Here is a 13395-nt window from a genome sequence, read left to right as displayed (position 1 = left end):
ACTTAGGAGAAAAAGATGGATCGTTCAGTAGTGACACAGAAAATTATCGAAGCCAAAGTTCGCAAAGGCATGAAGTGGAGTGATATTGCCAAAGCTATTGGCGAGTCAAAGGAATGGGTTACTGCAGGCTGCTTGGGCCAAATGACCTTTACTAAAGCACAGGCTGAAGCTGCTGGTAAGTTATTTGACTTGACCGATGAAGAAATGGCTTGGTTGCAAATTGTTCCTTATAAAGGCTCTTTACCAACTGCAGTGCCAACCGATCCACTGATCTATCGTTGGTATGAAATTGTGAGCGTATATGGCACCACGATCAAAGAGTTGATCCATGAAGAATTTGGCGATGGGATTATGAGTGCGATTGATTTCTCAATGGATATCCAACGCGAACCAGATCCAAAAGGTGATCGTGTGCAGGTAGTGCTATCAGGTAAGTACCTTTCTTATAAGACTTACTAATCAAAATAGTCTCTTAGTAAGCCACCTTCGGGTGGCTTTTTTATTGGAGTATTCTTAGTAAGAAATGACTTAACAATAGAGATTACGCATGTCAGATGGGATTGATTTCAAAGCACTGGTGAGCCATATTGGCGAGGCTGTGATTATTTCGGATCGAGATGAAAATATCTTGTTCTGGAATGCTTCCGCTGAGCGAATTTTTGGCTATAGCCATGATGAAGTCTTAGGAAAAACACTCAGCATCATTACACCTGAGCGCTTTAGGGAGCGCCATTCTAAAGGCTACTTTCATACCATGGAAACGGGCAAAACGAAGTATGGCAATACTTTGCTGCGGGTTCCAGCAGTGCATAAAGATGGTAGATCTATTTCAATTGCCTTTTCAGTCACGATGATTTTTGATGATCAGTATCAGCCTATGGCGATTGCAGCCATTATTCGCGATGAAACAGAACGATTCCAAGAAGAGCGTAAGCTCAAAGAAAAGTTAGCAGCCTACGAAAAGCATCAGTAAAACACCAGCGCTACTTTAATTGGCGCTTATAAGACTGCTTTTGGTCTTAGCGCTAGCGAGTTAAATCAAGATCGTTTAATACGAAAGCTATATTTCAGGCCTCAAAGCATTGATTTAGGCATTGTCAATAGGTGCGGGTATTTACTAGTTATGCCCCATCATCTTTGTTGTATAAATTGGTGCTAATAATAAAAAACCTAGACTTGATTCTGAGCGACCTAGGAAGACGTGAGGCATTCTGTTTTTTAAAATTTCATCATGGGAAATGAAGCACATGACACAAATTACTTTACTAGTGAATGGAAAGAGTAAATCTATTAATGTAGATGATGACATTCCATTGTTATATGCATTACGTGACGACCTTGGTATGAAGGGCCCCAAATTTGGTTGTGGCTTAGGTCAGTGCGGAGCTTGTACGGTGCAGATAGATGGGCAGGCGGTGAGGTCCTGTGTCACGCCTGCTAAGAGCGTGAGTGGTAAAAAAATTACTACGCTTGAGGGCTTAGGTAGCACTCAAAAACCCAGCAAACTTCAGCAGGCTTTTATTGATGAGCAGGCAGCACAGTGCGGCTACTGTCTGAATGGCATGATTATGACGGCCTCAGCCTTTTTGGCCAAAAATAAAAACCCCAGCGATGCGCAGATTACCGAAGCGATGTCCGGTAATTTATGTCGATGTGGTACCCATCAGCGCATTGTTGCAGCCGTGAAGCGCTATTTAGCAGCTTAATTTCCTCAATTCCTTGAGATCAGGTATTTATATGAATACATTTACACGCCGTGAATTTTTAAAGACCAGCAGTGCTGGTGTATTGATGGTCAGCTTCTCCTTGAGAGTAGAAGCTGCTCCGACGAATCAGTATGGTTTAAGAGATCCTAAAGAAGTTAGTAGAGAGGCCGTTGACTCTTGGTTGAGCATTGATCAAAACGGCAAGATCACTATTTTTTCTGGCAAAGTAGATTTAGGGACTGGTGTGAAGACCGCTCTGGCGCAAATGGCGGCGGATGAGCTCTATGTTCCATTTGGCAGTATTGAGATGGTGATGGGTGATACAGCCACCACTCCAGATCAATGGATTACGGGCGGTGCGATTTCTATTTCTCAGGGTGGCACTGAATTGCGTCAAGCTGCTGCTAATGCGAGACAAGCTCTGTTAGAGAGAGCTGCTGCTAAATGGCAAATACCCGTTTCAGAATTAATGGTGAGAGATGGCGTTATTTTCCCCATCAGCAATCCAGGTCAAAAGGCGACTTACGGTAGTCTGATTGGTGAGGGATTCAAGATTAAGGTTGACACTAAAGTTCCCTTGAAAAAATATACTGAATACCGAGTTGTGGGTAAATCTATTCCACGCGTTGATATTCCGAGCAAGGTCACCGGCGAATATGTCTATATGCATGATTTCAGGTTGCCTGGCATGCTGCATGCTCGCGTTATTCGTCCAGACTCGATTGGCGCTAAATTAGAAAGCTATGACGACGCATCCTTGAAGAACATTAAAGGCTATGTCCAAACAGTCCGCAAAGGCGATTACCTCGCTGTGATATCGACCACAGAGTGGGGTGCTGTCAAGGCGGCTCGCGATCTCAAGGTATCTTGGAAAAAGGGACCCGATTTGCCAAAGAAAGAAACTATCTTTCAAGAGTGGCGACAAATGCCGCTTGCAAAGGAAGAGGTAACTCAGAAGGTGGGAGATGTTAATAGCGTGATTGGTTCAGGCGCTAAAAATATCAAAGCTACCTACAATTTTCCTGTGCAGACACACGCCTCAATTGGCCCATCTTGTGCGGTAGCTGATTATCAGAATGGAAAACTGACGGTATGGAGCGCTTCTCAGGCAACCCATTCAATGCAGCATGAGTTAGCAGTCATTACTGGTTTACCAAAGGATTCAATTCGCCTGATCTATTTAGATGGTTCTGGTTGTTACGGTCGTAATGGGCATGAAGATGCTACTGCCGATGCTGCCTTAGCTGCTATTGCGCTAGGTAAGCCAGTGCGCATGCAGTGGATGCGTCATGATGAAACTGCACTCGCACCAAAGAGTCCACCAAGAACGATGGACTTCGAAGCCAGTTTGGATAGCAAAGGAAATATTATTGGCTGGAAGAGTGATTTTTATATCGCCCTGAATCACATTGCATTTATGAAGCCTTTAGATTTTCCATTGCTTGCTGCTACCGATACGGGAGTTCCTCGGCCTGGAAATTGGGTAGGCTTCCTCTTTCAAAATACTGGGGCACCCTATGCAGTGCCTAATATTTCAGTCAATACCAAACATATTGCGCAAACTTTCTTAAGATCCTCCCATCTCAGAAGCCCCGGAAGAATTGAGAATAGCTTTGGAAATGAATCTTTTATTGATGAGCTTGCTATCTCTAGTAATGCTGATCCTGCGGAGTATCGCATCAAGAATTTAACGGATCCTAGAGCTATTGCAGTGATCCGTGCGGCGATGAAGTCTTCGGGCTGGCAAAGTCGGGATCCAGCATATAAGTCTAATCAAGGCAGCAATATCGCTAAGGGTCGTGGCATTGCTTATGTGAGATATAACAACGCCATTACCTATGTTGCTACAGTTGCTGATGTAGAGGTTAATCGAGAGACTGGCAAGATTTTGGTTAAGAATTTGTATGTTGCACATGATTGCGGTCAAATCATTAATCCTGATGGTGTGCAAAATCAAATTCAGGGTGGTGCAATACAAACGGTCAGCCGTGTATTAATGGAGGAAGTGAAGTGGAAGGGCAGCGATATTGAGAGTGTTGACTGGGCCTCTTACCCAATTATTCGCTTCAATGAAGTTCCTAAAGTCCATACCGTGTTGATTGACCAACCTGGTACACCTTCATGGGGCGCGGGAGAGCAAACCCCAACAACCGTTCCTGCAGCCATTGCTAATGCAGTATTTGATGCGGTAGGTGTGAGACTGAGGACAATTCCATTTACGCCGGAGTCGGTCAAGACCGCAATGAAGGAGCAGTCATCAGCTAAAGCATGAAGTCATTCAACTGAAAGCTGCTAACAAACTATTTTAGAGTTTAGAGCCTATTCATAACTTTCCAACAGATTGTTCTAATAGGTTCCAACCCGTTTTTCCAAAATGCTCGCGCCATCTTCCGTAGAAGCCATCACCTAGCCTATCTTTAAAGCTTTGGATATTGGCTCGATTGAATTTTTGACCACGCTCTGTAAGAGTGACCTCAAGTTGCTTGTTTAAATTATTGGTATAGGTTCTTTGTAGGGAAACATATTTTTTGACATTCCTGAGAACTACTTCTTGAACGTCACCTGGCAGCGATTTCCAGAATTTCTGATTAGCCAAGAGATTAAATCCAGACCACATGTGATTTGTAATAGATTGATTGTTGCTGACCTCATACAGCTTATTGACTTCAGTGATGACGAGAGGATTTTCCTGTCCATCAACCTTACGAGTCTTCATTGATTCATAGAGTTCTCGAATATTTACGGTGACAGGTGTTGCCCCAAGAGAGCTAAATAGATCGCGAAACATTTCACCATCGGGAACTCTAATGCGCATTCCAGATAAATCGGCTGGAGTATAGATTGCCTTATCAATCATTCCAATTTGCCTAAATCCATTTTCTAGTAGTCCGTATTGAAATCGATAGATTCCTTTGGCTGCGCATTCTTTTGCGATGTATTCACCTAGGGATCCGTCATTAGCAGCATAGACCTGAGCATTATTTTGGAAAGCGAAGGGGATGCCTTGGATCTCTGCAATGGGCACTACTTTTCCTAAGATTCCGCCCATGAGGGTAAAGAACTCCAGATCTCCACGCTGCAGCATATCTAAGGCCTGCGGGTCTGATCCTGGAATTTGATTGTTCTGGGCATAAACCGTAATTTGTAATTGCCCATTGGTTTCACGAGCGACAGCAGACCACATATCCACCAAAAAAGAATGTTGGTGGCTGATTGCAGGTTGATTATGGTACTGCGAGCCTACCCATTTTGCCCCTTGAGAGTAAGCGGGTTGGCTGATACTACTCACAGCCGAGGCACCTATCAGGCTAGCCCCATATTGTAAAAATTGACGTTTTCTATTGTTTATCACTTTCATGATGTCACCTTTAGTCTGATGAAAATACCGCCCGCAGGCGGTATTTAGTCTTAATCAAGAAAAGAATTCTGAAGCTTATTTCGTTTTTACAAAAGTGACCCAGTTCGCCCCTTTGCCTCCAGGAACTCTCTCAATCAGAGCGAGCTCGCCTGAGGATTGGTTGATAGAGTAAAGGGAAACCTTGTCAGATTTCTGGCCTGTAGCAACCAAAAATTGTCCGCTCGGATCAACATTAAATCCTCTAGGCATTTCCTCTGTCGGGGTGGTAAATAGATACTTTACTTTGCCAGTTTGGGTGTCCACTTCAAAGCCGCTTAAAGTGCTTTTTGTTCTCTCTGATGTATAGAGAAATTTGCCGTTAGGTGTCAGTTTAATTTCGGCACAGAAGATCATATTGGAATCATCAAAAGCAGTGGCTTCTGGGGATCCGGTAGGAGGTCTTGGTCTACCTGGCACTAACTTGCTATCACTTGGCAGACTGGATACAGCCTGAATTTGAGTTAAGGCTCCTGTCTTGATATCTCTAGAGAAAACAATTACTTCACCAGTCATCTCAGTAATGACATAAGCGAATTTATTATCCGCCGAAATGACGATATGTCTTGGCCCCTGTTGTTTTTGAAGTGCTACTGAGCTGGCTGTCTCTGATAAGGGCTTTGCTTGAGAGGCATTAAAGCTATGAATTTTGATCTCATCGGTACCTAGTTGTGGAACATAAACAAACTTATTGGACTGATCAAATACGATCGCATGCGGATTCTTTCCACCACTTGGGAAGGCCTCAGCTGGAACGGGATTGACGTAACCATTTGCTTGAATTTGGTTAACGCTATTGTTGTGGCCTCCAAAAGAGGTAGCCAATAACCATTTGCCGGTTTTATCAGTCGAGACGCTAACCATGCTGTCGGGCAATGGGATTGCACCAGTCCATTTCAGCTGTCCATTGGCTTGATCAATTTGATACATGTATAAAGAAAAGGGCTTGGAGCGCACAGAGGCATACAAATTTTTATTATCTGGTGTCACCGCCATGGGCATCACAAATTTTCCAGCGGGGAAACGACCGACTGAAGTTAAGTGGGGACTTACCCCAGCCGTGAGTTCATATGCTGTGATGTCAGCATCCTCAATATTGGAAATGTAAACATAAGTTGCGCAATAAGCGCTGGTTGTCACTACTAAACTTGTTGTTGCAAGCGCCAGATTTCTGAAGATTGTTTTTTTATTCATGTTGTCTCCCATTTATTTTTTAGCTATTTGATATTAGATGTTGTAGCAGTATTTTGTATTGGTATCTTCCCTGTTTTAGTTCTGGGTTTATGCTAACCCTTTTGGATGTTTTTAGTGGATTACTTTAAATAACGTTGAGATTTTGATTTATATTAACCCTTACCTCTATTTCTTCGAAAAAACTCCTCATGCCAAGTGACTCAAAGGGCGGCCTTAAATTAATCAACAAAGATACTCTTTGGGATAAGGCTTATTTGTCTTTACGAAGTGCATTGTTAGCTGGTAAGTTTGTTCCTGGAGAGCGTATCATTTTAAGAAAGGTGGCTCAGGATCTCGGCATTAGTCTTACGCCTGTTCGTGATGCTGTGAATCGCTTGGCTGCTGAAAATGTACTTGAAAGAGGTGGGGTTGGCCAAGGTGGGGGTGCATCAGTACCCCTCTTGAATGCTAATGAGTTTGATCAACTGATGTCGATACGCAGTAGCTTGGAGCCCTTGGCAGCTGAAGCGGCTGCAAAAAATGCAAGCAAAGCTGAAATCGCTGAAATTGCAAAACTGTTGACTCAGATGAGAGATTTGGCTGAAACCGGAAATCTAGCCTCTTATTTGGATGCTCACTACAAGTTTCATTTTGGGATTTATAAGTTAGCCAAGCAATCTATCCTTTTGCAGGCAATCGAAGGCGCTTGGCTGCGCTGTGGGCCTACCTTAAATCTTGCGCTACCGGAGTATAAGCCCGGTCAAAAAAGACACAAACATCATTTGGCTGCTCTAAATGCGCTAAAAAAGGGTGATGGTGTTGGGGTTGCCCAAGCTATTCGTGCTGATATTGATAGTGCTCGACTGGATATCTGTAATTTGCTAGATTAGTTCCGTTGTTTAAATAAGGGTTAATAGTGTTTTCCCCTCATGAATGTTATTTGTTATAACATTGACATATTGCGAAGCGAAAGGAGTGAATATGAAGGCATTTAAAACCGTTTTCAGTGCAATGGTGGCATCTACTTTGGGTGTTTTTGCAGCTTTTGGATCTGCCATGGCTGCTGATTTCCCGGCTAGGGAGATAAAGTTAGTAGTGCCCTGGAATGTTGGGGGGTCAAACGATATTTCTGCCCGACTGATTTCAAAAATTATGGCTGATGAGGGAATCACAGTAGTCGTGGACAACGTTGCCGGTGCAACTGGCACTATCGGCATGACTAAAGTTGCCAATGCAGAACCTGATGGCTACACCATCGGCATGGGCACTAGCTCTACGATGGCAATGATTGCGCAGGGCTTAACGCCGCTGAAAAACGAGCAATTTTCACCAATAGCGCGAGTGACCACAGATCAATTGCTACTGCTTGTTCCTAAAGATAGCCCAACTAAAGACTTGAATAGTTTTGAGGCAATGGTTAAAAAGAAACCGGGGAAGATATCGATTGGCACACCTGGTAGTAATAATTTAAATCATATATTTGCAGTGATGACGGGAAATGTTGTCAACTCAGAAATTATTACCGTTCCCTATACCGGTGGCGCTAAAGTCATTATTGATTTAGCTGGTAAACAACTGGATGCAGCAGTATTAAAACCGTCTGAAAGTAAAGCGCAGATTGACTCCAATATGGTGATGCCTTTAGGTGTATTTGCAAATGAGCGAATTAAATCAATGCCCAATGTTCCTACCTTTAAGGAGAAGGGTTATAACGTTTTTCCATATGGACCATTAGTGCAAATGGCATATCTTGTAGCTCCCGCAAAGACTCCACCAGAAATTCAAGAAAAATTAATTGCTATTTTTAATAAGGCGATTCAGGATCCCCGTTTTAAGGCGGCATCTGAAGATGGTGGTGCGCGAGTCGACAGCCTTACTGGGAAAGCTTTGGGCGCTGAAATTACTGCCGTGACAAATACTTTGGCTGAAGTTGGAAAAAAAGTATTTTCTGAAAAAAAATAATGATCTGAAATTGAAAGAAGCTTGATGAGTCAAATTAAAAAAGTAAGCTGTCATGTTGTTTCCGCTCCAGTAGAAAAGCCTTTTACCTCCTCTAGAGGTTGGATTTATAAAACCAGGGGATCGTGCATTGTTGAGATTGAAACAAGCGATGGCATAGTGGGCTGGGGAGAGTGTTATGGGCCGTCTGCTGTATCAAAAGCATTTATTGATACTCAGTTTGGTCCTCGCATTATCGGCAGAGATCCTTTTGACGTCGAAGTGATCTGGGAAGATCTCTATAACCGCATTAAAGATTACGGCACTACCGGTATGGCAATTTCGGCTATTAGCGGAATTGATATTGCCCTATGGGACATTATTGGCAAGTCTTGCGGAAAGCCAATTCATAAGTTAATTGGCGGCTCTTATCGTGATGAGGTAACACCTTATGCTACAGGTCTATATTTTATTGATATGGATCGCTTGATCGAAGAGGCAGTGGAAGAGGCGATTGAATTTAAGCACAATGGCTTTACTGCTATCAAGATGAAAATTGGTTTAGGTGACTTAAAGCTAGATATCAGACGAGTAGAGGCGGTTCGAAAAGCAGTAGGAGATGATATGCGACTCATGGTTGACGCTAATCACTGTTTTACCGTACCCCAAGCCATCAAGATTGGTCGAGAGCTTGAGAAGTTAGATATTGAATGGTTTGAGGAGCCCATCTCTCCTGAGGATTTAGATGGTTATGTCGAAGTTACTCGTGCCCTTGATATGGCTGTAGCGGGGGGTGAAAATGAATTTACCCGTTGGGGATTTAGAGATATTGTTGTACGCAAGGCGATGGATATTGTGCAGCCAGATGTTTGTGCTGCCGGCGGTATCAGTGAGTGTCGCAAGATTGCAACCCTTGCGAGTGCGCATGGAGTGGAGTGCGTTCCGCATGCCTGGGGATCGGTGATTGGGGTGGCTGCCACTTTACATTTCTTGGCAGCGCTTCCAGATCAGCCCCCTAGCTTTAAAGGCAACCCGCCATTATTCGAGTTTGAGCAATGTGAAAATCCATTCCGTGATCTATTATCAGTTGATCCTATTGTTCAGCACAATGGCAAGGTAAGCGTACCTAAGGGCCCGGGTCTTGGTATTGAAATCAATCGTCATATTCTTGATCAATATCGAGTAGCCTAGGCCCCTGTTATGCGTTACTTAACATTTATAGCAAATGGTCAAGCACCCAAAGTAGGTGTTCTGCTGAAGGACTCTTTGCGTGTTCTTGATCTTTCACATGCAAGTTGCAGTGACATTGTGGGGGGAGTCAGCCTTAGTTTGCTCGAGATGGTCAAGGCAGGCTTGCCATCGATCACCAAGAAAATCACCAACAAAATTGAGAGTGGTCGGTATGACCAGGATGCCGTGGTGAATATGGATTCCATTTCGATATGCTCTCCAATTCCTAACCCAGGAAAGATTGTTGGTGCCGCATATAACTTTACCGATGCATTAGATGAGCGTTCAATGCCTTATCCAACTGAGCCTGTTATTTTCATTCGCTCTGGAAATACCGTTATAGGACCCAATGATCCCATCTTGATTCCGCCGGATGTTGGTAACGTAGGTTACGAAGCGGAGTTGGCCGTCATTATTGGTAAACGGGCTTTGTTCATAGAGCCAAAAGATGCGATGGCTTGTGTGGTGGGTTATACAGTACATAACGATATCAGCGGTAGTGGCATGATCAAGCAAGATAACGGTAACTTTGTTAGGGGTAAGAATATGCCCGCTTCTGCTCCTTTTGGACCCTTTCTAGTTACGGCTGATGAGGTAACAAATCCTTATGGTATTCAAATTAAATTGGATGTGGATGGTAGGTTGTTACAGAATGGAACAACCGGCACGATGCTTTTCAAAATCGCAGAATTAATTTCTTATATTTCTAAGCAAATGCCACTTGAGCCTGGAGATATCATCGCAACAGGAACTCCAGCAGGACTGGCGATGGTGCATCAGCCAACTGCATGGCTTGAACCTGGGCAAACTGTCCATATAGAGCTTGAGGGCTTAGGAGCACTAAATAATCCAATTAAAAAGGGAGTGCCATTTCTTGAGTAAAAGATTTAAGGTTCTTTTAACCAACCCAATACATCCTGAGTGCCATCAGTCGCTCATCCAAGAATGTGATGTGGTCGTGGCTCCAGACGCAAAGCCCGAGACATTAAAAAGACTGATATCGGATTGTGATGGCTTAATTGTTCGTTGTCAGTTGTCTCAAGATATTTTTGATCATGCGCAGCAACTAAAAGTGGTAGTGCGCCATGGCGTAGGATTAGATTTCATTCCAGTTGATGCCGCCACTAAGAAAGGGATACTGGTTGCCAACTTGCCAGGTTCCAATACAAATGCGGTTGTTGAGTATTGCCTGGCCGTCATTTTTCATTTCCGTCGTCGCCTAGATTTCATTGATTCCCAGTTACGTAGTCAGGGATGGGCAAAAGCGCGTCCGCTAGCAGATCCTTCAACCGAGATAGCTAATACAACCTTAGGAATTATTGGCTTTGGGGCTATAGGTAGCAAATTAGCAAATGCAGCAACTAGTTTACAAATGAAAACCATTGCACTTACTAGACGACCAGAGGCGCTACCAAGTGAAGTTCGCTCAGCTACAAAAGCGGAGCTATTTTCTCAATCGGACGTGATAGTAGTCTGCTGCCCCTTAAATGAAGAAACGCGTGGACTGGTGGATCAAACTTCAATTTCTATGATGAAGTCTAATGCTATCCTCATTAACATTGCCCGAGGTCCAGTGGTGGATACGCAGGCGATCATCAATGCACTCAGAACGAATGCAATTGCGGGTGCGGCGATGGATGTACATGATCAGCAGCCCCTGTCTGGAGAGGAGGCTGTCTTTGATTGTCCAAATTTATTGCTCACTCCCCATATAGCTTCAATTACTGCTAGTAGCATGCGCGGCATGAGCGAGGGCTCTGTTAAGACAATTCTTGCTATTCTGAATGGACATCGTCCCGATAATGTTGTTAACCCAGAAGTATTTCCTTCATTGAGAAAATTATGACAAGTAATCCAATGCGTATTGTTAAGTTAGAGGCTGTACCTATTTCTTTTCCTGTCCCCGAAAATAAGTCTGTACGACTCGGTATTGGTAAATGTGTAAAACGTGACTCAGTAATTGTTCGCATCGAAACTGAAGATGGTCATATTGGCTGGGGTGAGGCGCATCATGGACGTGCTCCAGGTGCAATTGCAAAGCTGATTGATACAACGATGCGGGAGTTGGTTCTCAATAGTGATGCGATGGATATTAATGGCATCTGGGCCCGAGTTTATAAAATGCAAATCTCTAGCCATGGGATGGGCGCAGCTGCGGTATTGGCTTTGAGTGGTATTGATATTGCACTCTGGGATATACGCGCTCAAATCATGCAACAACCTTTGTATCGGATGTTAGGCGGCGCCTCTAAAAAGATTAAAGCCTATGCAGGTGGCATTGCATTGGGTTGGCAAGAGCCAGCATCCTTGGCTAAGGAGGCGCAAGAGCATGTGGCGACAGGATACCGCGCATTGAAGTTGCGAGTGGGAGATACCGCAGAGAAAGATATTGCAAGAGTCATGGCTGTTCGTAAAGCGGTAGGCAGTGATATTGATTTACTGGTTGATGCTAATACTAATTACACATTGGCAGATGTACGCAGAGTGATGCCTGCATTTGATGAGGCTGGAGTGAGTTGGTTGGAGGAGCCATTTCCGCCGCAGGACAGAAAAGCCTATCGCATGGCGCGTAGTTTAGGTCGAGTCCCATTTGCGGCTGGAGAAAATCACTACACCCGCTACGATTTCTCAACGCTATTGGACGATGGCGACGTGCAGTTTATTCAACCGGATTTATCAAAAACGGGCGGTGTGACTGAGTCCATGAGAATTGCCGCTATGGCGAGTGCTAACAAATTAACCATTAATCCCCATACTTCTGCTACCGCAATCAATATGGGGACGACCATTCATTTTCTATCCGCTATTGATAATCCTGGATATTTTGAGGGAGACGTCACTTCACTAAACCCCTTTAGAGATGAGATGATGGATAAAGCTGCCTATGAGCTTGATTCAGAGGGATATGTGAAACCATATGAGGGCATAGGAATCGGGATGAAGATAAACCTAGATTTTGTAAAAGATCACCCATTAATTGATGGGCCTTGCTACATTTGATCTTGAGAAGTTAATAATTAACTATTCTTTACTCGTGAAGCGGTAAAAATGGAGACAAAATGAGCCTGGTGATAAATCCCCAAAATCCTACAAATCCAAATTTTGTTGGTGTGGTCAGTGGAATAGATTTGAGACGCCCTTTGGATGAGCAAACTATCAAAGCTATTGATGATGGTATGAATCAATATGCAGTATTGGTTTTTAGAGATCAACCGCTAACACAAGATGAGCAGATTGATTTCTCGATCCAGTTTGGGCCTCTTGACTCAGGACTGCGCAAGGCTACTGGAGCGCCAACGCGCTTTAAGTATGATCAGCTCATTGATATCGGCAATGTTGCAATGGATGGTTCTGTTGCTGATAAAGATAATAAAAAACTCATTGGCGTTCTTGCAAACCAGCTATGGCATAGCGATAGTTCATTTCAAGACCTGCCAGTGAAATATTCAATGCTATCAGCCGTAGTCGTTCCTGATGAGGGAGGGCAAACGCAGTGGGCAGACCTCAGGGCTGCTTGGGATGATTTGCCCGAATCAACCAAACGACATGTAGAAAAAAGAACGGGATGGCATTCTGCTTTTCATTCACGAATTCTCTTGGGTGATAAGGATTACACACCAGAGCAACTTTCTAAATTTCCACCAGTTGAGCGCCCCTTGGTTTGTACTCATCCTGGTTCTGGTAGAAAAGTTCTCTTTCCTAGTGTTCATATATCCGAGGTGAGTGGTATGTCTGTTCCTGAAGGTAGATTATTGGTAGCGGAATTGATTGAGCATGCAACTCAAGCGAAGTATGTCTATGCGCATGACTGGCGTCCTGGAGATTATGTAATTTGGGATAACAGGGCTACTCTTCACCGCGGTACTCGCTATGATTTATCCATTCGAAGAGATTTAAGAAGAACGACAACTCTGGAGCGAGAATTAATGACTGCGACTGCTGAATCATGAAAAG

13 protein-coding genes are annotated in these 13395 nt (G+C 43.8%); 11 read left to right on the top strand and 2 right to left on the bottom strand.

Annotation, left to right across the window (positions count from 1 at the left end):
• Positions 1-15: 15 nt before the first annotated feature.
• From cynS to VC178_RS06855, 4 genes are all read left to right on the top strand, one after another.
• Complete coding sequence (gene cynS / locus VC178_RS06870) at positions 16-459, top strand: cyanase (protein WP_215295609.1); 444 nt, start codon at positions 16-18, stop codon at positions 457-459.
• An 88-nt stretch (positions 460-547) separates the two neighbouring features.
• Entirely contained in the window at positions 548-973 is a 426-nt protein-coding gene (locus VC178_RS06865) for a PAS domain S-box protein (RefSeq protein ID WP_323482012.1), read from the top strand.
• A gap of 274 nt (positions 974-1247) precedes the next feature.
• Positions 1248-1706 (top strand): (2Fe-2S)-binding protein, encoded by a 459-nt coding sequence (locus tag VC178_RS06860; RefSeq protein ID WP_323482011.1) that lies wholly within the window; start codon positions 1248-1250, stop codon positions 1704-1706.
• Positions 1707-1737: 31 nt separating this feature from the next.
• Positions 1738-3978, top strand: coding sequence for a xanthine dehydrogenase family protein molybdopterin-binding subunit (locus tag VC178_RS06855; RefSeq protein WP_323482010.1), 2241 nt, complete (start codon positions 1738-1740; stop codon positions 3976-3978).
• A 51-nt stretch (positions 3979-4029) separates the two neighbouring features.
• On the opposite strand, the gene VC178_RS06850 is transcribed toward VC178_RS06855, so the two are convergent.
• On the bottom strand, positions 4030-4995 hold the full coding sequence (locus VC178_RS06850) for a TRAP transporter substrate-binding protein (RefSeq protein ID WP_323482009.1): 966 nt from the start codon (positions 4993-4995) through the stop codon (positions 4030-4032).
• A gap of 144 nt (positions 4996-5139) precedes the next feature.
• Positions 5140-6294 (bottom strand): lactonase family protein, encoded by a 1155-nt coding sequence (locus tag VC178_RS06845; RefSeq protein ID WP_323482008.1) that lies wholly within the window; start codon positions 6292-6294, stop codon positions 5140-5142.
• Positions 6295-6482: 188 nt separating this feature from the next.
• Between VC178_RS06845 and VC178_RS06840 the strand changes: the two genes are divergently transcribed.
• The 7 genes from VC178_RS06840 to VC178_RS06810 all read left to right on the top strand — a co-directional run bounded on the left by VC178_RS06840 (position 6483) and on the right by VC178_RS06810 (position 13391).
• Positions 6483-7163 (top strand): GntR family transcriptional regulator, encoded by a 681-nt coding sequence (locus VC178_RS06840; protein ID WP_323482007.1) that lies wholly within the window; start codon positions 6483-6485, stop codon positions 7161-7163.
• A 91-nt stretch (positions 7164-7254) separates the two neighbouring features.
• Positions 7255-8235, top strand: coding sequence for a tripartite tricarboxylate transporter substrate binding protein (locus VC178_RS06835; RefSeq protein ID WP_323482006.1), 981 nt, complete (start codon positions 7255-7257; stop codon positions 8233-8235).
• Between the two features lie 24 nt (positions 8236-8259).
• Complete coding sequence (locus VC178_RS06830) at positions 8260-9402, top strand: mandelate racemase/muconate lactonizing enzyme family protein (RefSeq protein ID WP_216177083.1); 1143 nt, start codon at positions 8260-8262, stop codon at positions 9400-9402.
• A gap of 9 nt (positions 9403-9411) precedes the next feature.
• Positions 9412-10323 carry a fumarylacetoacetate hydrolase family protein gene (locus tag VC178_RS06825; protein WP_255534207.1) on the top strand — a complete coding sequence of 304 codons (912 nt, stop codon included), beginning with the start codon at positions 9412-9414 and terminating at the stop codon, positions 10321-10323.
• Positions 10316-11287, top strand: coding sequence for an NAD(P)-dependent oxidoreductase (locus VC178_RS06820; protein ID WP_323482005.1), 972 nt, complete (start codon positions 10316-10318; stop codon positions 11285-11287). The genes VC178_RS06825 and VC178_RS06820 overlap by 8 nt, the downstream gene beginning before the upstream one ends.
• The gene (locus tag VC178_RS06815) at positions 11284-12441 is read left to right on the top strand and encodes a mandelate racemase/muconate lactonizing enzyme family protein (RefSeq protein ID WP_255535712.1); all 1158 of its coding nucleotides are present in this window, start codon (positions 11284-11286) and stop codon (positions 12439-12441) included. The genes VC178_RS06820 and VC178_RS06815 overlap by 4 nt, the downstream gene beginning before the upstream one ends.
• 59 nt (positions 12442-12500) lie before the next feature.
• Positions 12501-13391 carry a TauD/TfdA dioxygenase family protein gene (locus VC178_RS06810; RefSeq protein ID WP_215295588.1) on the top strand — a complete coding sequence of 297 codons (891 nt, stop codon included), beginning with the start codon at positions 12501-12503 and terminating at the stop codon, positions 13389-13391.
• The last annotated feature ends 4 nt before the right edge of the window (positions 13392-13395 follow it).

Origin of the sequence: Polynucleobacter sp. AP-Sanab-80-C2 (assembly GCF_035012965.1) — a bacterium.
Lineage (GTDB): Bacteria > Pseudomonadota > Gammaproteobacteria > Burkholderiales > Burkholderiaceae > Polynucleobacter.
This window is presented reverse-complemented; position numbering and strand designations above follow the sequence as displayed.

Excerpts from the sequence above, each read along its gene's own strand:
- cynS (WP_215295609.1), top strand. The coding sequence starts at position 16 with ATGGATCGTTCAGTAGTGACACAGAAAATTATCGAAGCCAAAGTTCGC.
- VC178_RS06865 (WP_323482012.1), top strand. The coding sequence starts at position 548 with ATGTCAGATGGGATTGATTTCAAAGCACTGGTGAGCCATATTGGCGAG.
- VC178_RS06860 (WP_323482011.1), top strand. The coding sequence starts at position 1,248 with ATGACACAAATTACTTTACTAGTGAATGGAAAGAGTAAATCTATTAAT.
- VC178_RS06855 (WP_323482010.1), top strand. The coding sequence starts at position 1,738 with ATGAATACATTTACACGCCGTGAATTTTTAAAGACCAGCAGTGCTGGT.
- VC178_RS06845 (WP_323482008.1), bottom strand. The coding sequence starts at position 6,294 with ATGAATAAAAAAACAATCTTCAGAAATCTGGCGCTTGCAACAACAAGT.
- VC178_RS06840 (WP_323482007.1), top strand. The coding sequence starts at position 6,483 with ATGCCAAGTGACTCAAAGGGCGGCCTTAAATTAATCAACAAAGATACT.
- VC178_RS06835 (WP_323482006.1), top strand. The coding sequence starts at position 7,255 with ATGAAGGCATTTAAAACCGTTTTCAGTGCAATGGTGGCATCTACTTTG.
- VC178_RS06830 (WP_216177083.1), top strand. The coding sequence starts at position 8,260 with ATGAGTCAAATTAAAAAAGTAAGCTGTCATGTTGTTTCCGCTCCAGTA.
- VC178_RS06825 (WP_255534207.1), top strand. The coding sequence starts at position 9,412 with ATGCGTTACTTAACATTTATAGCAAATGGTCAAGCACCCAAAGTAGGT.
- VC178_RS06815 (WP_255535712.1), top strand. The coding sequence starts at position 11,284 with ATGACAAGTAATCCAATGCGTATTGTTAAGTTAGAGGCTGTACCTATT.
- VC178_RS06810 (WP_215295588.1), top strand. The coding sequence starts at position 12,501 with ATGAGCCTGGTGATAAATCCCCAAAATCCTACAAATCCAAATTTTGTT.